The organism is Streptomyces subrutilus (genome assembly GCF_001746425.1).
Classification (GTDB): domain Bacteria; phylum Actinomycetota; class Actinomycetes; order Streptomycetales; family Streptomycetaceae; genus Streptomyces; species Streptomyces subrutilus_A.
In genome coordinates this window covers 3582379-3602068 of record NZ_MEHK01000001.1, presented here as the reverse complement: position 1 = coordinate 3602068, position 19690 = coordinate 3582379, and the positions used below count along the sequence as shown (strand labels likewise).

General features: G+C 72.6%; 19 protein-coding genes. 10 read left to right on the top strand and 9 right to left on the bottom strand.

The features are described 5' to 3' along the window. Positions 1 to 15: 15 nt before the first annotated feature. From pyrE to BGK67_RS17115, 8 genes are all read left to right on the top strand, one after another. A complete protein-coding gene (gene pyrE, locus BGK67_RS17150; protein WP_069920911.1) occupies positions 16 to 555 on the top strand; it encodes an orotate phosphoribosyltransferase in 540 nt (179 codons plus the stop codon). Positions 556 to 808: 253 nt separating this feature from the next. Continuing rightward, entirely contained in the window at positions 809 to 1831 is a 1023-nt protein-coding gene (fbaA, locus tag BGK67_RS17145) for a class II fructose-bisphosphate aldolase (RefSeq protein ID WP_069920910.1), read from the top strand. A gap of 128 nt (positions 1832 to 1959) precedes the next feature. Further along, positions 1960 to 2373: a DUF3151 domain-containing protein gene (locus tag BGK67_RS17140; RefSeq protein WP_069920909.1), complete on the top strand. Its 414-nt coding sequence runs from the start codon at positions 1960 to 1962 to the stop codon at positions 2371 to 2373. Positions 2374 to 2521: 148 nt separating this feature from the next. Next, complete coding sequence (locus BGK67_RS17135; RefSeq protein ID WP_069920908.1) at positions 2522 to 3367, top strand: tryptophan 2,3-dioxygenase family protein; 846 nt, start codon at positions 2522 to 2524, stop codon at positions 3365 to 3367. Beyond that, positions 3360 to 4577 carry a kynureninase gene (gene kynU / locus BGK67_RS17130; protein ID WP_069920907.1) on the top strand — a complete coding sequence of 406 codons (1218 nt, stop codon included), beginning with the start codon at positions 3360 to 3362 and terminating at the stop codon, positions 4575 to 4577. Before BGK67_RS17135 ends, kynU begins: the two co-directional genes overlap by 8 nt. A gap of 171 nt (positions 4578 to 4748) precedes the next feature. Continuing rightward, positions 4749 to 5627 (top strand): alpha/beta hydrolase family protein, encoded by an 879-nt coding sequence (locus BGK67_RS17125; protein ID WP_069920906.1) that lies wholly within the window; start codon positions 4749 to 4751, stop codon positions 5625 to 5627. 222 nt (positions 5628 to 5849) lie between these two features. Next, the gene (locus BGK67_RS17120) at positions 5850 to 7466 is read left to right on the top strand and encodes a hypothetical protein (RefSeq protein ID WP_069920905.1); all 1617 of its coding nucleotides are present in this window, start codon (positions 5850 to 5852) and stop codon (positions 7464 to 7466) included. Between the two features lie 50 nt (positions 7467 to 7516). Beyond that, a complete protein-coding gene (locus BGK67_RS17115; RefSeq protein WP_069920904.1) occupies positions 7517 to 7933 on the top strand; it encodes a hypothetical protein in 417 nt (138 codons plus the stop codon). A 68-nt stretch (positions 7934 to 8001) separates the two neighbouring features. Here BGK67_RS17115 and BGK67_RS17110 read toward each other — a convergent pair whose 3' ends face one another. Beyond that, positions 8002 to 9285, bottom strand: coding sequence for an adenylosuccinate synthase (locus tag BGK67_RS17110; protein ID WP_069920903.1), 1284 nt, complete (start codon positions 9283 to 9285; stop codon positions 8002 to 8004). Positions 9286 to 9469: 184 nt separating this feature from the next. Between BGK67_RS17110 and BGK67_RS17105 the strand changes: the two genes are divergently transcribed. Then, complete coding sequence (locus BGK67_RS17105) at positions 9470 to 10297, top strand: diacylglycerol kinase family protein (RefSeq protein ID WP_069920902.1); 828 nt, start codon at positions 9470 to 9472, stop codon at positions 10295 to 10297. A gap of 523 nt (positions 10298 to 10820) precedes the next feature. Here BGK67_RS17105 and BGK67_RS17100 read toward each other — a convergent pair. From BGK67_RS17100 to BGK67_RS17070, 7 genes are all read right to left on the bottom strand, one after another. Beyond that, entirely contained in the window at positions 10821 to 12029 is a 1209-nt protein-coding gene (locus BGK67_RS17100) for a cytochrome P450 (RefSeq protein ID WP_069920901.1), read from the bottom strand. A 9-nt stretch (positions 12030 to 12038) separates the two neighbouring features. Continuing rightward, positions 12039 to 12698, bottom strand: a complete 660-nt coding sequence (locus tag BGK67_RS17095; RefSeq protein ID WP_069920900.1) for a response regulator — start codon at positions 12696 to 12698, stop codon at positions 12039 to 12041. Next, a complete protein-coding gene (locus tag BGK67_RS17090) occupies positions 12695 to 14056 on the bottom strand; it encodes a sensor histidine kinase (protein WP_069920899.1) in 1362 nt (453 codons plus the stop codon). The genes BGK67_RS17095 and BGK67_RS17090 overlap by 4 nt, the downstream gene beginning before the upstream one ends. Before the next feature lie 89 nt (positions 14057 to 14145). Beyond that, positions 14146 to 14817: a response regulator gene (locus BGK67_RS17085; protein ID WP_069920898.1), complete on the bottom strand. Its 672-nt coding sequence runs from the start codon at positions 14815 to 14817 to the stop codon at positions 14146 to 14148. Continuing rightward, positions 14814 to 16148, bottom strand: coding sequence for a sensor histidine kinase (locus BGK67_RS17080; RefSeq protein WP_244291242.1), 1335 nt, complete (start codon positions 16146 to 16148; stop codon positions 14814 to 14816). Before BGK67_RS17080 ends, BGK67_RS17085 begins: the two co-directional genes overlap by 4 nt. Positions 16149 to 16158: 10 nt before the next feature. Further along, positions 16159 to 17361, bottom strand: coding sequence for an acyltransferase family protein (locus tag BGK67_RS17075; RefSeq protein ID WP_069920896.1), 1203 nt, complete (start codon positions 17359 to 17361; stop codon positions 16159 to 16161). After that, complete coding sequence (locus tag BGK67_RS17070) at positions 17354 to 18340, bottom strand: alpha/beta hydrolase (protein WP_069920895.1); 987 nt, start codon at positions 18338 to 18340, stop codon at positions 17354 to 17356. The genes BGK67_RS17075 and BGK67_RS17070 overlap by 8 nt, the downstream gene beginning before the upstream one ends. Positions 18341 to 18628: 288 nt before the next feature. Here BGK67_RS17070 and BGK67_RS17065 point away from each other — a divergent pair, with 288 nt between their 5' ends. After that, positions 18629 to 19105 carry an HIT family protein gene (locus BGK67_RS17065; RefSeq protein WP_107488991.1) on the top strand — a complete coding sequence of 159 codons (477 nt, stop codon included), beginning with the start codon at positions 18629 to 18631 and terminating at the stop codon, positions 19103 to 19105. A 114-nt stretch (positions 19106 to 19219) separates the two neighbouring features. Here the strand turns inward: BGK67_RS17065 and BGK67_RS17060 are convergent, their stop codons facing one another. Beyond that, positions 19220 to 19681, bottom strand: coding sequence for a MarR family winged helix-turn-helix transcriptional regulator (locus tag BGK67_RS17060; protein ID WP_069923925.1), 462 nt, complete (start codon positions 19679 to 19681; stop codon positions 19220 to 19222). Between the last annotated feature and the right edge of the window lie 9 nt (positions 19682 to 19690).

The window sequence follows — 19690 nt, the reverse complement described above, 5'->3', positions numbered from 1 at the left end:
ATTAAGCTCAGGGGCATGAGCGACGTACGCGATGAGCTTCTGCAGCAGATCAAGGACAAGGCCGTCGTGCACGGCAAGGTGATCCTCTCCTCCGGCCGGGAGGCCGACTACTACATCGACCTCCGCCGGATCACCCTCGACGGCGAGGCGGCCCCCCTGGTCGGGCAGGTCATGCTCGACCTCACCGCCGACCTCGAGTTCGACTGCGTCGGCGGTCTGACCCTGGGCGCCGACCCGGTCGCGACCTCGATGCTGCACGCCTCCGCCGCGCGCGGCGGGCGACTGGACGCCTTCGTCGTCCGCAAGGCGCAGAAGGCCCACGGCATGCAGCGCCGCATCGAGGGCACCGACGTCAAGGGCAAGCGCTGCCTGGTCGTCGAGGACACCTCCACCACCGGCGGGTCCCCGCTGACCGCCGTCGAGGCGGTCCGCGAGGCCGGCGGCGAGGTCGTGGCCGTGGCCACGATCGTCGACCGCGGCGCGGCCGGAGCCATCGCCGAGGCGGGTCTTCCCTACCTCACCGGCTACCGCCTCGAGGACCTGGGCCTCTCCTAGCCACCGGCGCCCGGACACCGCCCCCGCACAACTGGGGCCGAAGGTCTCTTGCGTCCCGGATCAAGCTCTGACCTGCTGCTTTTCGGGCGGCCGGGATGTTTCACGTGAAACATCCCGGCCGGTTCCGGCCGTAGTGGCCGACAGCGGGGGTGGAGTGTCGGGCGGAGTCTGGAAAGATGGGTGCGACGATGACGTCGCCCCCAGGTCAGGGCCCGCAATAAGCACACTCCCCGCACATCCAAGGAGCGGACAGATGCCCATCGCAACCCCCGAGGTCTACAACGAGATGCTCGACCGGGCGAAGGCAGGCAAGTTCGCCTACCCGGCCATCAACGTGACCTCGTCCCAGACCCTGCACGCTGCGCTGCGCGGCTTCGCGGAGGCCGAGAGCGACGGCATCATCCAGATCTCCACCGGTGGTGCGGAGTTCCTGGGTGGCCAGTACAACAAGGACATGGTCACCGGCGCGGTCGCCCTGGCCGAGTTCGCGCACATCGTCGCCGCCAAGTACGACATCACGGTCGCGCTGCACACGGACCACTGCCCCAAGGACAAGCTGGACGGCTACGTACGTCCGCTGCTCGACATCTCCGCCGAGCGCGTCGCCAAGGGCCTCAACCCGCTCTTCCAGTCGCACATGTGGGACGGCTCCGCCGAGACCCTGGCCGACAACCTGGCCATCGGCCAGGAGCTGCTCGCCAAGGCCGCCGCCGCGAAGATCATCCTCGAGGTCGAGATCACCCCGACCGGCGGCGAGGAGGACGGCGTCAGCCACGAGATCAACGACGAGCTGTACACCACCGTCGAGGACGCGATCCGTACCGCCGAGGCGCTGGGCCTGGGCGAGAAGGGCCGCTACCTGCTGGCCGCCTCCTTCGGCAACGTGCACGGCGTCTACAAGCCGGGCAACGTCGTACTGCGTCCCGAGCTCCTCAAGGACCTCCAGGCCGGTGTCGGCGAGAAGTACGGCAAGGCCTCGCCGTTCGACTTCGTCTTCCACGGCGGCTCGGGCTCCACGGCCGAGGAGATCGCCACCGCGCTGGAGAACGGCGTCGTGAAGATGAACCTCGACACCGACACCCAGTACGCCTTCACCCGCCCCGTCGTGGACCACATGTTCAGCAACTACGCGGGTGTGCTGAAGGTCGACGGCGAGGTCGGCACCAAGTCCAAGTACGACCCCCGCACCTGGGGCAAGGCCGCCGAGGCCGGCATGGCCGCGCGCGTCACCGAGGCCTGCGCCAACCTGCGCTCCACGGGCACCAAGCTGAAGTAGGCGCTCGCGCGCGTACGTTCGGTACGCGTACGCGCACACCGCTCGCGGTGAAGGGCCCGGCCCGCCGTCCACGACGGCGGACCGGGCCCTTCGGGCTTCCGCGCCCCCGGATACCCCAGACTGGGGGCATGTCCATTCACCAGAACCTGCTCGGGGGCCCCGCCCCCACCCACCTCCCCGACGAGCCCGGCCGTGAGGCCCTGGCGTCCGGCACCCCCGCGGTCGAGGTGGCGGCCGCGCACCCCACCTCCTCCCTCGCCTGGGCGACCCTCGCCGACGAGGCCTTCGCCGCCGGCCGCACGGTCGAGTCGTACGCGTACGCCCGCACGGGCTACCACCGGGGCCTCGACGCCCTGCGCCGGGCCGGCTGGAAGGGCCACGGCCCCGTGCCGTGGGAGCACGAGCCGAACCGCGGCTTCCTGCGCGCCCTGAACGCCCTGGCCCGCGCGGCCGAGGCGATCGGCGAGAAGGACGAGTACGAGCGGTGCTCGACCTTCCTGCGCGACTCCTCGCAGACGGCCGCGGACGCGCTCCAGGCCTGAGTTTCCAAGCACGGGGATGTGACGTACGCCACTCCCCGCTGGAGCCCCGCCCCGACCGGGTCCTATGATGCGGGCAGGGGACCGGGGCTCCACTTGCCTCACGGAAGGAGCGGACCGCTACCCGGAAGCACGTGTCGAGGAGACAGCGATGTCGAACACCCTTGATGCCTCCGGAGCCGGTTCGGACACCCCGAACCTCGACTTCGCCGGCACGACCCCGTACGAGGACTACGTCCAGGCGGACGTCCTCACCCACCTCCAGCACCTCCGCTCGGACGACCCGGGCGAGATGGTCTTCCTGGTCACCACCCAGGTCATGGAGCTGTGGTTCACCGTCATCGTCCACGAGTGGGAAACCGCCGCGAAGGCCCTGCGCGAGGACCGCGTCCCGGTCGCGATGGACGCGCTGAAACGATCCCTCCGCGAACTGGAGGCCCTCAACGCCTCCTGGCGCCCGCTCGCCCAGCTCACCCCGGGCCAGTTCAACTCCTACCGCTCGGCGCTCGGCGAGGGCTCCGGGTTCCAGTCGGCGATGTACCGCCGGATGGAGTTCCTGCTCGGCGAGAAGTCCGCCTCCATGCTCGTCCCGCACCGCGGCGCCCCGCGCGTCCACGCGGAGCTGGAGAAGGCCCTGCACGAGCCCAGCCTCTACGACGAGGTCCTGCGCCTGCTGGCCCGCCGCGGCCTGCCGGTCCCGGGCGAGGTCCTCGACCGCGACCTCTCGCAGCGCTACGAGCCCTCGGCGCAGGTCGAGGCCGTGTGGACGGGCCTGTACGCCACCCCGGACGAGCACCTGGACCTGCACCGGCTGGGCGAGGTCCTCACGGACGTCGCCGAACTGGTCTGGCGCTGGCGCAACGACCACCTCGTGGCCACCCGCCGCGCGATGGGCGCGAAGACCGGCACGGGCGGCTCGGCGGGCGTCACCTGGCTGGAGAAGCGCGCCTCCAAGAACGTCTTCCCGGAGCTGTGGACGGCCCGCAGCCATGTCTGACACGACCCCGGCCCCGACCCCGCAGCCGGCGGACCTCGCCGACCGGGCCGCCGCCCTGGACGCCGCCGACGACCTGGCCGAGCTCCGGGAGCGCTTCACCCTGCCCGAGGGCGTCGTCTACCTGGACGGCAACAGCCTCGGCGCGCTGCCGGCCGGCGTCGCCGCGACCACCGCCGACGTCGTCGCCCGACAGTGGGGCGAGCTCCTCATCCGCTCCTGGGACGAGAGCGACTGGTGGACCGCGCCCGAGCGGATCGGCGACAAGATCGCCCCGCTCATCGGCGCGGCCGCCGGCCAGGTGGTCGTCGGCGACTCCACCAGCGTCAACCTCTTCAAGGCCCTGGTCGGCGCCGCCCGCCTGGCGGAGCCGGGCCGCACGCGGCTGCTCGTCGACGCCGCCACCTTCCCCACCGACGGCTACATAGCCGCCTCGGCGGCCAGGATGACGGGCCTCGAAGTGGTCCCGGTGGACCCGTCCGCCGCCCGGGCGATCGGCGAGGACACCGCCGTGGTGCTCCTCAACCACGTCGACTACCGCTCCGGCCGGCTGCACGACCTCCCGGCCCTGACGGCCGCCGCCCGCGCCGCCGGCGCGGTCACGGTCTGGGACCTGTGCCACTCCGCGGGCGCCCTTCCCGTCGGCCTCGACGAACACGGCGTCGACCTCGCGGTCGGCTGCACGTACAAGTACCTCAACGGCGGCCCCGGCGCCCCCGCGTACCTGTACATCGCCGACCGCCACCAGGCCGCCTTCGACTCCCCCCTCCCCGGGTGGAACGGCCACGCCGATCCCTTCGCCATGACGCCGGAGTTCGCCCCGGCCGACGGCGCGCGGCGCGGCCGCGTGGGCACGCCGGACATCCTGTCCATGCTGGCCCTGGAGGCGGCGCTCGACGTGTGGGACGGCGTGTCCGTGGAAGCGGTGCGCGCCAAGTCCCTCGCCCTGACCGACTTCTTCCTCGCATGCGTGGCGGCGTACGTCCCGCGGGGCAGGGTCGAACCGGTCACACCGGCCGAGCACGCGCACCGCGGCAGCCAGGTCTCGCTGCGCACCGAGAACGCCCGCGAGGTCATGGGGGAGCTCATCGCGCGCGGCGTCATCGGGGACTTCCGCGCCCCCGACGTCCTGCGCTTCGGGTTCACCCCGCTCTACGTCGGTTTCGCCGACGCGGAGCGTGCGGCGCGGACACTGGGTCACATTTTCGGGTGACCCCGTAGCGAAACGTCACATCACCGGGCGGGCGGGGCTACGGCTCCGCCCGCTCCGGCATATCCCGGGCCCCGCACGGAACGGCTCGTTCCAGACTGATACGGTCCCGCTCTGCCGGACCACCGGAACATCTGTCCCCGCTGTCCCACGCGTTACCGAGAGGTTGAGCCGATGACGGACCCCGCCGCAGTGGAACGGGACGCCGCCGAGGCCGCCTCGGCCTTCTCCCATCCGGCGGTCGCGCCGGACGCGACCGCCGCGTACGGGGAACACCCGGACCAGGTCGTCGACTTCTACGCCCCGCGCGGCGCGGGCGGGGGCCCGGCTCCGCTGGTCGCCGTGCTGCACGGCGGCGCGTGGCGGGCCCCGTACGACCGACAGCACGTCACGCCGTTCGCCGACTTCCTGGCCCGGCAGGGTTTCGCGGTCGCCAACGTCGAGTACCGGCGCGGGCGTTCCCTCCCGCACCAGGGTTCCGAGGGGCCGGCCGCCGGCCGCTGGCCGGAGACCTTCGACGACGTCGCCGCCGCGCTGGACGCGCTCCCGGGCATGGCCGCGGCGGCCCTGCCGCAGGCCGACATCCGCCGGCTGGTCCTGACCGGCCACTCGGCCGGCGGGCACCTCGCGCTGTGGGGCGCGGCCCGGCACGTGCTCCCGTACGACTCGCCGTGGAGGCTGTCCTCCCCGCCGTCGCTGCGCGGCGTGGTGGCGCTGGCCCCGATCGCGGATTTCGCGGTGGCGCAGGAGCTCGGCGTGTGCGGGGGCGCGAGTGCCCAGCTGCTGGGCGGGCCGGAGCAGTTCGCCGCCCGTCTCCCCTTCGCCGACCCCGCGGCCCTGCTCCCGACGGGCATCGCGACGACCGTGGTGCAGGGCCGCGAGGACATCGTGGTCCCGCCCGCGGTGGCGGAGTCGTACGTGGCCGCGGCGGCGAAGGCGGGGGAGACGGTGGGCCTGACCCTGCTGGACGGGGTCGGCCACTTTCCGCTCATCGACCCGGCGGCGGACGCGTGCGCGGTGGTGGCCGAGGAGATCTCGCAGCTGGCCTGGTAGCGCCCGGCGTTGTCGGACGACTGCCTAGAACGGGACAGGCCGGGGCAGATCCGGGCCCGGTTGCCCCACCCGCCCGGATACCCGGCTGAAGTCGCGCTTTAAGCTATGTAGGCTGCACCCGATACATCCTGAGCACGTTCAAAAATGGGGGGATCGGTGCGCAGTCGCCGTCTCGTAGTATCCGCCGCACTCATCGCGGCCGGTGCGGGTCTCATACCCGCAATGGCCCACGCGGCCGACCCGGTCAAGCCGGCCGCCAACCGCGTGGCCGCCTCCGCCGCCGACCTGGACAAGGCCGCGGCGTCGAGCAAGCAGAAGTTCACCAGCCCCGCCGACCGCACGGTCCGGCGGAGCCTGTCGGGGGCCCAGGACAAGGCCGCCACCGCCCAGGCGCAGGGGGCCGCCGTGGGCAACCCGGACCTGGCGATCGTCCTGAACGCCGCGACCGAGACCGCGCACGGTCTCACGCTGAACACCGAGGTCATCAGCGCGCCCGCCTCGCTCGCCGTCACCATCGAGTGGGGCGACGGCAAGAAGGACACGACCACCGTCGGCGGGTCCACCACGCTGACGAACCAGCACACCTACGCGGAGCTCGGCGAATACACCGTCAAGGTCACCGTGAAGGACACCGCGAACCAGACCGAGGTCGTCAACGACTTCCAGATCCTGACCGCGGGTTCGGACTTCACCCCGTACGGCCCGACCCGTCTCCTGGACACCCGTAGCGGCATCGGCGCCGCCAAGGGCAAGGTCCCGGCGCGCGGCACGGCCCACCTGAAGGTCGGCGGCAACGGCGGCATCCCGGCGGGCGTCACCGCGGTCGTCCTGAACGTCACCGCCACCAACACCAGCGAGGCCGGTCACGTCACCGTCTTCGGCTCGGGCCACAAGCAGCCGATCACCTCGAACGTGAACTTCGAAGCCGGTCAGACCGTCCCGAACCTGGTCATCGTGCCGGTCGGCAAGGACGGCTACGTGGAGCTGTTCAACGGCGGCTGGCAGTCGATCGACCTGCTCGCGGACGTCACGGGCTACTTCACCCGGTCCGCGTCCAGCGGCTACGCGTCGCTGACGCCGACCCGCTTCGTCGACTCCCGCGACGGCCTGGGCACCGCCAAGGGCCAGGTCGCCGGCCAGGCGGTCTTCAGCACGCAGATCAGCGGCCTGCGCGGGGTGCCCGCGGGCGTCAGCGCCGTGGCGCTGAACGTGACCGTCACGAACCCGAGGGAGACCGGTCACCTGACCGTCTTCCCGAGCGGCCAGTCGGCGCCGTCCACGTCCAGCGTGAACTTCACCGCCGGCCAGACCGTCGCCAACTCGGTGATCGTGCCGGTCGGCGCTGACGGGAAGATCAGCGTCCGCAACGGCGCCTGGGCCGGTACGGACGTCATCGTGGACGTGGTCGGCTACTACAGCCAGTCGGGCAACGGCGCCTACATGCCGGTGTCGCCGGGCCGCCTGATGGACAGCCGCGACCCCGAGAGCCCGATCTACGGCGAGCTCCCGGGCCGCATGTACTTCGCCCTGGAGATGCCCGGCTTCGAGGCAGGCATCGCCGGTTACGTGCTGAACACCACGGTCACGAACACCCAGGGCGCCGGCTTCCTCTCGGTCGCCCCGGACCCGAACCGGATCGAGGACTACTGGGAAGAGGACGCGAACCCGATCAACCCCGCGCGTCCCACCGCCTCGACCCTGAACTGGACGGCGGGCAAGACCGTCCCGAACCTGGTCCAGGCGGGCACGGGCCCCTACGGCGTCGTCGACTTCTGGAACCAGGGCTGGGAGCCCACGGACCTGATCGTCGACATGTTCGGCTACTACGACACCAAGTAGCGGCACCCGCCAGCGCCCCGGGCCCGGCCGTCGAGGCCGGACCCGGGGCGTTGTCCTATCAGCTGGAAGCCGGCCGCGAGCCGTTCCGGCTGATCGACACCCGTGAGGACGCCTGGTACCGCGAGGCCGCGCCGGTGCCGGCGCGCGACTACCTCGCCCTGCCGCTCATGGGCGATGAGCCGGAGCCCGTCACGGCCTGGGTGCTGAACGCCACGGTCACCAACACGCGCGGTGCGGGGCACCTGTCGGTCGCTCCCGACCCGAACACGTGGACCGACTACCGGAAGGGGCTCCAGGTCAGGCCGGAGCGCCCGGGCTCCTCTTCCCTGAACTGGACGGCGGGCGCGACCGTTCCGAACCTGGTCCAGACGTCCGGGGGCAAGGGCGACGTCATCGACCTCTGGAACCAGGGCTGGGAGCCGGTCGACGTGATCGTCGACTGCCTCGGCTACTACGACACCAAGTAGCCCCCGGCGGAGACGCGGAAGGGGCGGTGCACCGTACGGCACACCGCCCCTTCCGCGACCCGGAGGGCCTAGAGGAACGAGTTGATCTCGATCGTCTCGGTGCGGCCGGGGCCGACGCCGATCGCGGAGATCGGTGCGCCCGACATCTCCTCGAGGGCCTTCACGTACGCCTGGGCGTTCGCGGGCAGGTCCTCGAAGGTCTTCGCCTTGGTGATGTCCTCCGACCAGCCGGGGAGGTATTCGTAGATCGGCTTCGCGTGGTGGAAGTCCGTCTGCGAGTAAGGGAGTTCCTCGACGCGCTTGCCGTCGATCTCGTACGCGACGCACACCGGGATCTGCTCCCAGCCGGTCAGCACGTCCAGCTTGGTGAGGAAGAAGTCGGTCAGTCCGTTCACGCGGGTGGCGTAGCGCGCGATCGGCGCGTCGAACCAGCCGCAGCGGCGGTCACGGCCGGTGGTCACGCCGCGCTCGCCGCCGATGCGGCGGAGGTCCTCGCCGTCCTGGTCGAAGAGCTCGGTCGGGAACGGGCCGGCGCCGACGCGGGTCGTGTACGCCTTCAGGATGCCGATGACGCGGCTGATCTTCGTCGGGCCGACACCGGTACCGGTGCAGGCGCCGCCCGCGGTCGGGTTCGAGGAGGTGACGAAGGGGTACGTGCCGTGGTCGACGTCGAGCAGGGTGCCCTGGCCGCCCTCGAAGAGCACGACCTTGTCCTCGTCCAGCGCGTCGTTGAGGATCAGGGTGGTGTCGGCGACGTACGGCTTGATCTGCTCCGCGTACTGGAGCATCTCCTCCACGATCGCGGCGGCGTCGATCGCGCGGCGATTGTAGAGCTTCGCCAGGAGCTGGTTCTTGCCCTCCAGCGCCGCTTCGACCTTCTGGGTGAGGATCGACTCGTCGTAAAGGTCCTGGACGCGGATGCCGATGCGGTTGATCTTGTCCGCGTACGTCGGGCCGATGCCGCGGCCGGTCGTACCGATCTTGCGCTTGCCGAGGAAGCGCTCGCCGACCTTGTCGAGGGTGACGTTGTACGGCGTGATCAGATGCGCGTTGCCGCTGATGAGCAGCTTGGAGGTGTCGATGCCGCGCTCGTTGAGGCCGCGCAGCTCGGAGAGCAGGACGGCCGGGTCGACCACGACGCCGTTACCGATGACCGGGGTGCATCCGGGGGACAGGATGCCGGAAGGGAGAAGGTGCAGTGCGTACTTCTGGTCACCTACGACGACCGTGTGGCCGGCGTTGTTGCCACCCTGGTAGCGCACTACATAGTCGACGGATCCACCGAGCAGGTCGGTGGCCTTTCCCTTGCCCTCGTCACCCCACTGAGCTCCGAGCAGCACAAGAGCGGGCACAGGCGTACACCTCTTCCGGATGGGGCATGTCCAAGGTCAGGGGGCGTACGACGATGTACACCGCAGGCTGAGCCGTCGGACCGGTACCCCGGAATAGACGAAGGCCCTGGCGCAATAGCGCAAGGGCCTCTTGCACAAAGATGCTACCCGAGGAAGGACCGAGGTGTCGGCTCCAGAGCCCACCATGAGCCACGCGGGCGCGCCGGTAGGCGGCCTGCTCGTGCTCGTCGACCCGGTCGCCCGCCGTCTTGACGGCGAGTCCGTGCGGATCGCGAAGGATGTGTTGTCAGCGGGCGCGGCGGCGAAAATCTGCCTCCCGGATTCACAGGAGGAGTTTGCGCGGGCCCTGGCCCGCAGGGGTCATCGGCGGCCGGTGATCGTGGGCGACGACCGGGCCCTGGCACGCGCCGTGGGGCTGCTGCACCGGGAGCGCGGGCTGGCGGAGGGGGCCCTTTCGCTGGTGCCCGTGGGAGCCGCCGGGTCCCTGGGGCTGGCCGGGGCGCTGGGCGTGCCGCTGTCCGCCGTGGCGGCGGCGCGGTCGGTGCTGGAGGGCGCGGTGCGCATGTGCGACCTGCTGGTGGACGACAGCGACGGGGTCGTCCTGCGCTCGCTGCGGATCCCGCCGCTGCGGGCGGCGGCCGCCGGGCCCCCGGCCGGGCCCTCGGTGTGGAGCGCGTACCGCTCGCTGGTGCGGACGCTGGTCCGCCCGGCGGCCGGGGCGGGTGACGCGGCCCGGCTGCGGCTGCGGGTGGAGGCGGACGGGGTGGTGCTGGCGGATGTGGACCGGCCGGTCGAGGACGTCTCGGTGGCCACCGGGGAGGACGGCGGGCTGGCGGAGGTCGTCGTACGGACGGGCGGCGGCGCGGGTTCGACGGTGTCGGCGCGCGCCAAGACGGTCTCGGTGTCGGGCACGGACTTCCGCTACCGGGCCGACGCGGCGATGACCGGGCCGGTCCGGCGGCGCACGTGGACCCTGCATCCCTCGGCGTGGGCGCTGACCGTGCCCCGGTGAGGCGGCGCGGGGGCCGGACCGGTCCTGGGAGGGGCACGGTGGGGCGGTGACGGCGGTGGTCTCGGAGGCGATGCGCGGCGCGCTCGCCGACTGGTGGCGGGACGGGCTGCCGCTGTGCCTGCTGCCGGTTCTGCCGGCCGGCGGTGGTCGGGGTGGTGCTCACCCGGCTGGCGGCGCTGGTGGTGCTGCTGAGTCCGGTGGTGCTCGGGGTACGGGAGCTCCTCGCGGCCCACTGAGCCGGGCGGGCCCTGCGCGACCCGGCCGCGCGCTGGAGCTCATACGAGGCCGTGATGGTGCGCCGGGGGTGGCTCCCGCCGGCGCTGGTCCTCGGCTGGGCCGGGCCGACGCTGCGGCTCCCGGAGGCCGTCATGAACTCGCGCCCTTCGCCCACCTGCCGAAGCTGCCGGGAGCCGAGGCCCTGGTCTGGATCCCGCCGCTGACCCTGACGGCCCTGGCGGCGGCCTCACGGCCGCCGGCCTCGCATCCCTGCGCCGCCGCGACATGGCGGCCCAGGCCTGGCCGCCTAGAACGTGACGAGCAGCCGCTCCAGCCCCCGGATGACGTACCCGTCCCGCCACCGCGGCTCCTCCACGAGGCGCAGGGGCGGGACGCCGTCTGCCAGCAGCGCCCCGAAGGACGCCTCCAGCTCCCGGCGCGCGAGCGGCGCCCCCAGGCAGTAGTGGATTCCGGCCCCGAAGGACAGATGCGGATTGTCGGCCCGTACGAGGTCCAGCGTGTCGGGATCGGAGAACCGCGCGGGATCCCGGTTCGCGGACCCGAAGAGCAGCGCGACCTCGGCTCCGCGGGGGATTTCGGTGTCCCCGATGCGGATGTCCTCGAGGACCCAGCGCTCGAACAGCTGGAGGGGGGTGTCGTAGCGCATGAGTTCATCCACAGCTGTGGACAACTTTTCGGGATTCGGATCCTCGCGCAGCGCGGCGAGCTCCCCGGGGTTGCGGAACAGCGCCCACCAGCCGTTGACCGTGGTGTTGACGGTGGCCTCGTGTCCGGCGTTCAGCAGGAGCACGCAGGTGGAGATCATCTCCTGTTCGCTGAGCCTGCCCTCCTCGTCGTGAGCGGCGATCAGACCGGAGACCAGGTCCTCCCCGGGCCGTGCGCGCCGCTCGGCGATCAGCTCGCGCAGGTACGCGCTGAACTCCACGCTCGCCCGCACCGCACGCCGCGCCGTCTCCTCGTCCGGCCGGAGCTCGTACATCCCGCAGATGTCCGCCGACCACGGCCGCAGCAGCCCCCGGTCCGCCTCCGGCACGCCCAGCAGCTCCGCGATCACCGCCACCGGCAGCGGCTCGGCGAGCACGGTGAGCAGGTCCCCGCCCCCGTCCGCGAGCAGCCGCCCCACCAGCTCCCCGGCCATCCGCCGCACGGCCGGCACCAGCCGCTCCACGGTCCGCGGGGTGAAGGCCTTCGCCACCAGCCTGCGCACCCGCGCGTGCGCGGGATCCTCCAGGTCCAGCAGCCCGTTCCCGTTGAGCACGTGGAAGGGCTCGTGCTCCGCGGGCGGCGCCGCGCGTCCGAACTCCTCGTGGGTGAACCGGTGCAGGTAGGTCCGCCCCAGCCGCCGGTCCCGCAGCAGCGCACTCACATCGGCGTAGTGCGGCACCAGCCACTGGCCGGTGGCCTCGCACCACATCACCCGCCCCTGCTCCCGCAACTCCCGGTACGCCGGGTACGGATCGGCGACGAACGCGGCATCCCACGGATCAAAGCCCATCCCCGCACCCTACGACGGAGTCACCAACCGGGTCTCGTAGGCGAACACCGCCGCCTGGGTGCGGTCCCGCAGGCCCAGCTTCACCAGGATCCGGCTGACATGGGTCTTGATGGTGGACTCGGCGACGATCAGCCGGCCGGCTATCTCCCCGTTGGACAGCCCCTGCGCGATCAGCACCAGCACCTCCTTCTCCCGGTCCGTCAACTCGCCCACTCCCGCGGGATCGGCGACCCTCGGCGTCTCGGCGAGCTTCGAGAACTCCGCGATCAGCCGCTTGGTCACCGACGGCGCCAGCAGCGCCTCCCCCGCCGCCACCACCCGCACCCCATCGGCCAGCTGACGGGCCGACGCGTCCTTGAGCAGGAACCCGGAGGCCCCGGCCCGCAGCGCCTGGTACACGTACTCGTCGAGGTCGAAGGTCGTCAGGACCAGCACCTTCGCGTCCGTGTCGGCCGCCACGATCTCCCGCGTCGCCTCCAGCCCGTTCATGTGCGGCATCCGGATGTCCATCAGCACCACATCCGGCCGCAGCGCCGCCACCTGCGCGATGGCCTCACGGCCGTCGACGGCCTCGCCGACGACCTCGATGCCCTCCATGGCGTTCAGCAGGACGGAGAACCCCTCGCGCACCATCATCTGGTCGTCGACGATCAGCACCCTGATCGTCATGGCGTCCCCGCCCCCGTCCCCGCGCCGGTCTCCTTCTGGGCCTCGGCGCCGGGCTCCGCACGGTGGGGCACCGGTAGGAACACCGCCACCTCGTACCCGCCCGCCGCGGTCGCGCCGGCCGTCATCTCGCCTTCCAGCATGGCCACCCGCTCCCGCATCCCCGTGATCCCGTGCCCGGCCCCCGGCGAGGGCCGCACGTCCCCGGTCGCCGCCCCGTTGACGACGCGTATCCCCAGGCCGCCCAGCACGTACGAGACCTCCACCGAGGCCGGCGCACCCGGCGCGTGCCGCAGCGTGTTGCTCAGGGCCTCCTGGATGATCCGGTACGCCGACAGCTCCACTCCCTGCGGCAGTTCCCGCACCGCGCCCGTCACTGTCTTCTCCACGCTCAGCCCGGCCTCCCGCACATTGGCCAGCAGCCCGTCCAGCGAGGCCAGCGTCGGCTGCGGGGCATCGGGAGCCTCGTAGTCCGCGGAGCGCACCACACCCAGCACCCGCCGCAGCTCCGTCAGCGCCGCCACCGCGTTCTCCCGGATGGTGGCGAACGCCGCCTCCAGCTCCGGGGGCGGGTTCTTCACCCGGTACGGAGCGGCCTCCGCCTGGATCGCCACCACCGACATGTGGTGGGCGACCACGTCGTGCAGCTCCCGGGCGATCGTGGTCCGCTCCTCCAGCAGGGTCCGCTTGTCCCGCTCGACGGCCGTGACCTCCTGCTGCGCGCTCACCTCGGCCCTGGCGGAGCGGCGTATCTGGACACTGCTCGCGATCGCCAGCGCGAAGGCCGAGGCCACCGCCATCTGCGCCAGACCGGTCCCGTACCCGTTGCCGAGCAGCACCGACATCGCGAATCCCAGGCCGAGGGTGAGCGTCCACATCCAGGCCGCGACCCGCGGGCCGGTCCGCAGGGTGACCAGGACCAGGACCGCGAGGTAGGACAGGAAGCTGCCCGGGCTCCAGGGCCAGTCCGATCCCCCGCCGACCACGGCCAGCACCAGCGTCATCGCCACGGCCGCCCAGTAGGCGGCAACCGGCCGGACCAGCGTCATGAGGACCGGGACCGCGGCTATCAGCCCCATGGCGAACCTGCCGGTCTCGCCGATGTAGGAGGAATGCGTGGTGCTCGTGAACACCACGATGAAGAACGCCAGCGCCCCCACCGCCGCGTACTGCCTCCACGGCGCATACCGGCGTATCGAGGCAGGCAGCCGCCGCACGAAGCGTCCCGGTGTCTCCACCAGGGGCAGAGGCCGGTAGGCGAAGATGTCGGTGAAGAGGTCCTGGCGCAGGGTCTCGATCACCCCCGATGCCATGCGGATTTCAGGCGTCCGGGCTGTCCCCCCGGTGGTCGTCTCGGTCATACGCACCACCGTAGGCCGGTGCCGCCCTGGCCCGCGTCGCCGCCGAAGGGGATTTCCCGGGGTCCCTCTCAGGTACTACACGGGTGACGTCAGTAGCCCGCCGGACGGACCAGCCCGGTCTCGTACGCGAACACCGCAGCCTGGGTGCGGTCCCGCAGGCCCAGCTTCACCAGGATCCGGCCCACATGGGTCTTCACCGTCTGCTCGGCCACGGTCAGGTGCGCCGCGATCTCCGCATTCGACAGGCCCTGCGCCACGAGGGACAGGACCTCGGTCTCCCGCCCGGTCAGCTCGTCGATCCGCGCCCGCGACGGTGCCCGCGGCGCCCCCAGCCGGGAGAACTCGGTGATCAGCCGCTTCGTGATGTTCGGCGAGAGCAGCGCCTCCCCGGCGGCCACCACCCGCACCGCCTCGGCGAGCTGGTCGGCCGACGCGTCCTTGAGCAGGAACCCGGAGGCCCCGGCCCGCAGCGCCTCGTACACGTACTCGTCGAGGTCGAAGGTGGTCAGCACCAGCACCTTCACGGCGGCGCCCGCGGCGCCCGTGATGACGGAAGTGGCCTCGATGCCGCCCATTCCCGGCATGCGGATGTCCATCAGGACCACGTCCGGCCCCAGTTCACCGACCTTGGCCACGGCGTCGGCCCCGTCGACGGCCTGGCCGACCACCTCGATGTCGGGCTCGGCGTTGAGAAGCACGGTGAAGCCCTGCCGGACCATCATCTGGTCGTCGGCGATCATCACCTTGATCGGGGTGCTCATGAATCCCTCGTCGTCTCGGATGCGGAACCGCCGGTCAGGTCCTGCGGATCCATCGGAAGTACCGCGGTCACCTCGTAACCGCCGCTGGGCAGGGGACCGGCGGCCAGCTCGCCCCCCAGCATGCCTGCCCGCTCCCGCATCCCCAGCAGCCCGTGCCCCGCACCCGGCGACGGCGGCGCCGGCCGGGTCGGCGCGGTGTTGGCCACGCACAGGTGCAGGTCGCGCGGCCCGTACGCGATGCCCACCTCCACCCGCGAACCGGGCGCGTGGCGCAGACAGTTGCTCAGCGCCTCCTGGACGATCCGGTACGCGGTGAGCTCGACGCCGGGCGTCAGCGGCCGGCGTACCCCCGCGATCTCGGTGGTGACGTGCAGCCCGGCCCCCCGCACGTTGTCCACGAGGCCGTCCAGCTCGGCGAGGGTCGGCTGCGGATGCTGCAGGGCCGACGGGTCGTCGGGCTGCTCGGAGCGCAGTACGCCCAGCACCCGCCGCAGCTCCGTCAAGGCCTCCAGCGCGTTCTCCCGGATGCCGGCGAGGTTCTCCTTGAGCTCCTCCGACGGGTTCTCCACCAGGTGCGGGGCGACCTGCGCCTGGATGGAGATGACCGACATGTGGTGCGCGACGACATCGTGCAGCTCGCGGGCGATACGGCTGCGCTCCTCCAGCAGCGTGCGGCGGGCGCGCTCCTCCGCGGGGAGGACCTGCTGCTCGACGAGCTTGCCGCGCGCCAGGCGCGTCGCGCGGAGCGCGTACCCGAGGACGCCGACGAAGCCGAAGAGGAGAGCGATGCCCGGGAGCACCGTCTGACTGCCCGGCGGCCTGAAGGCGGTTTCGGCCAGCCCGGAGTAGAGGATCGAGATTCCGACGACCCCGATCGTCACCCGGGGCGGCTTCCGCAGGGCCACCAGCAGGATCAGCGGCGCGAACGTGAACGCCCCGGCGGGCGTCCAGGGCCAGGACTGGCCCTGACCGACGTTCCCGTAGATCGTCCACGCGACCATGGCCGCCGTGACGAGGCCGAGCCACCAGCCGGCCAGGGGCCGGAACAGCCCGAGAACGGTGGAGCCACCCGTCAGCAGGGCCATCGCGACGACCAGGCCGCCGGTCACCTCGTAGTGGTCCTCCAACTGCGAGACCGTGAAAGCGCAGGAAGCCACGGCCGCGTAGCCGACGGCCACATGCGGCAGCCAGGCCAACCAGCGCGGCCGCGACATACGCGGGAGCGGGTCCCACTCCAGGGTGACCATCTCCCGCGCCAGGCCGCGCAGCGCGGGACGGCCGCCCCGGGGTTCGCGGGCATCGGGCAGGGGGGACTCGCTCGGCTCGCTCACGGGTTCCAGCCTAGGCATGGGTGATCTCCTCGACGGGGGCGGCCGCCCGCCGGCCGGAACCGGCGACGATACGGGCGGCGCCCTGCGGCTCCGGGCGGCCGCCCCGCTCGTACGTACGGAACGCGGCCCAGCACAGTGCCAGCGCGGCGGCGAACACGGGCAGCCACAGCAGCCGGGCCGGTATCCACAGCAGCGAGTCGGGCACGGTGTGCAGCCCGGGCAGGTCGCCCGGGGCCAGCAGCCCCAGGGCGGTGACGGTCATCATCGCGGTTTGGTGCCAGAGGAAGACCGTCATGGCGGAGAGGTTCAGCAGGGCCACCTTCGCCCAGGCTCCCGGCCGCCGCATGGCCCGGGCCAGCGGCTCGCGCAGCAGCAGGGCCAACCCGCACTGGGCCAGGCCGAACGCGACCGCGGCGAGCGTCGGCGGGTTCAGGTTCGACACGGCCGCCCCGGGGACCCCGACCATCGACGCCGGGTACCCGCCCCACAGGATCAGCGCGGCCGTGGCGGCGGCGCCAGCGGCGAGCAGCAGCAGCGCGGGCCCGCGCCGGGCGAACGCCCCCCGGGACCAGGCGGCGCCCAGGGTGTAGGGGACGAGCCAGCCGGCGACCACATTGACCCAGCCGGCCCACTCGGGCCCGCCGAGCCCGAACCGCCACAGGTCGACGCCCGCCACCACGGCCAGCGGCCACAGCGGACTGACCCGGGCCACGAGGGGGGTCGCGGCGGTCAGCCCGGCGAACACGAGCAGGAACCACAGCGGCGACAGCACCAGCGTGACCAGCGTCCGCACGGTGGTGACGGCCACTCCGCCGGCCAGCATCCCGCCCGCGGCGGCCGTCCACAGCACGAGCACGGCGGCGACCGGACGGAACAGCCGGCCCAGCCGCTCGCCGACCCAGGTGCGGTACGAGTCCCCGCGCTCCCGCGCCGAGGCGTAGCCGCGGGCCGCGACATGCCCGCCGACGAGGAAGAAGACGGCCAGTGTCTGGAACACCCAGGACACCGGGGCCAGCCGGCCCGTGTACGCCAGCGGACTGGTGTTGCTCAGGCCGCCGTTGGCGGTGGTCAGGGCGGTGACCAGCCAGTGGCCGAGGACCACGCCGAGGATCGCGAAGGCCCGCAGCGCGTCCACGGCGCGGTCGCGGCCGGCCGGAGTCGCCGCGTCGATGCCCTCGGCCAGGACGGACCAGCGGGCGCGGAGCTCACGCACGGGAACCCTCCGATGCGGAGGCGGAGTCCGCGGCCGCGGTGCCGAGGACGATGGCGGCCAGGCTGTCCAAGGACTCCGTGCCGGGCTTGAGGTAGTCGCTGTGGCCGGCGGAACCGGCGGCGAACCCCCGGGCTCCGAAGGCGGGGTCGACGGGGTCGGTACCGAAGCCGATGGCACCGAGCCGGGCGTGCGGGACCTCGCCGATCCAGTCGCCGCTGCCCCGCCCGGCCCAGACCCGGGCCCCGGTCGGAAGGTCCCGGGCGGAGTCGGCCCCCGTGCCCGGGCTGCCGTACAGGACGATGTCGGCGACCGCCGGCCCGGTCGCCGTACGGGCGCAGACCACAGAGCCGTAGGAGTGGCACAGCAGGGAGAGCCGGGCGCCCGGCCCCGCCATGTCCCGCAGCCGGTCGAGGAAGGGCCCCAGTTCGGCGGCGGCCTCGTCGGCGCGGGCGGCGGTCAGGACCGCCGTGCTGACCGTGCCGGGGGTGTCGTACCCCAGCCAGGCGACCACGGCGGAGCGCGGATGCCCGGCCTGGAGGCGCTGCTGGAGGGAGACGGCCCCGGCACGGAACCTCTGGTAGGTGTCGAGTGTCGTATCGGACCCGGGCACCAGGACGGTGACCCGGTCGGCGGTCTCCAGGTCGCCGAACACCTCGACGGCCCGGCCGCTGCCCCGCCCGTCGAAGGCGAGGAACCGCGCCGTACCGCCCGCGTCCATGGCGCGCAGCTTCCCGGCCCGGCCGGTGCGTCCGGCCGCCGCCGCCATCCGGGCCGCTTCGGCGAGGTTGGCCCGGTTGGCCGCGTACCGGTCGTGGGGCGCGGCGGACTCGGTGAACGCCGAGGGCTGGGGCGCGGGGGCGTGGGGGGAGGCGGCGGCGGAAACCGGTATCACGACGGCCGCCGCGACCAGCGCCGCCAGCAGGGTGCGGCGCCCCCGGCCGGTTCCCGCCAGGCCGCCGTGACCACCCGCCGGCGACATCGCGGTTACAGCCGCACTGACTGCCTCAGCCCCAGCCGCAGCAGCCGTCGTGCCGGCCCTCTTGGTGCTTGTCGTGGTGGTGGTCCCCGCCGCCATCGTCTCTTCCTTCGGTCGGGAAGAGCCGTCAGCGCCCTTCTCTGCATCCGAAGTTAGAAATCCCGCCCCCTCATCGGCGTCCCGCTCCAGAGCCGTGTTCCTGCGTAGCTCTCAGGTATGACAGGGGATACCTGAGGGGCAGGACCGCCTCCGAAGTCCCGGGCGAGACGCGTCCGTTAGGGTCGGGAGATGATCGAAACGGACTGGCGTCACGACCGCATCGGCAGCGCTCACCGGGGGCAGAACCCGACCGTCCTGCGCCGCCTGGACGAGGGCTTCGCCGTGATCGGAGACCGGCAGTTCCTGCCCGGGTACTCGGTCCTGCTGACCGACGACCCCGCCGTGACCCGGCTCTCCGACCTGCCCCGGACGCGCAGGGCCGCGTACCTCACCGACATGGAGCGGCTCGCCGAGGCCGTCGAACGGGCCTGCCGCCGCCTCGACCCCGCCTTCCGCCGCGTGAACATCGAGATCCTGGGCAACACCGACCCGTACCTCCACGCCCACGTCTGGCCGCGGTACGACTGGGAGCCCGCCGACCTCGTCCGGCTGCCCGTCTGGTTGTACGGGGAGGAGTACTGGCGCGACCAACGGCACGCGCTGGGCGAGCGCCACGACGGCCTGCGGGCGGCCATCGCGGAGGAGCTGGACGCCCTCGGCGGTGCGTGAGCCCGGAGGCCGGCCGGTGACCCGGCCGCCCGTGGCTCCCTCGGCCAAGGACGCGCAGCAGCTCCACCGATCGTTCGGCCGTGTCGCCGTCGTCCCGGCGCCCGTCCACCGCCCCTAGGCGTCGGTCCGTGGCTCGGCCACGGCGTCCAGTGCCTTCGTCAGGCGGTTCAGCACCCGCACCGTTTCCGCGAACGCGGCGTCGCCCAGTTCCTCCGCCAGGCGTGTGGCCAGGGAGGCGTGCCCCGGGGTGATGCGGCCGATCGCCTCGCGGCCCGCTTCCGTCGGGCGCAGGAGTTTGGCGCGGCGGTGGGCCGGGTTCGGAACGTACTCCGCCAGGCCCTTCGCAGCGAGCAGGTCGGCGATGCGCTGGACGCTCTGTCGCGTGATGCCCATGGCACGGGCGATGCCCGCGACCGGGAGGGGCTCCCGGAGCACGGCACCGAGCACCTGCCACCACGCGGCGGTCAGGCCGGCCGGGCGGGCCAGTTCCTCCGACACCGCGAGGAACTGGCCGTTGAGACGGAACACCCCGAGCGCGGTCCGGCTCAGGAGGTCCTGACGGGCGCGAAGCGGCAGGGGCTCGGG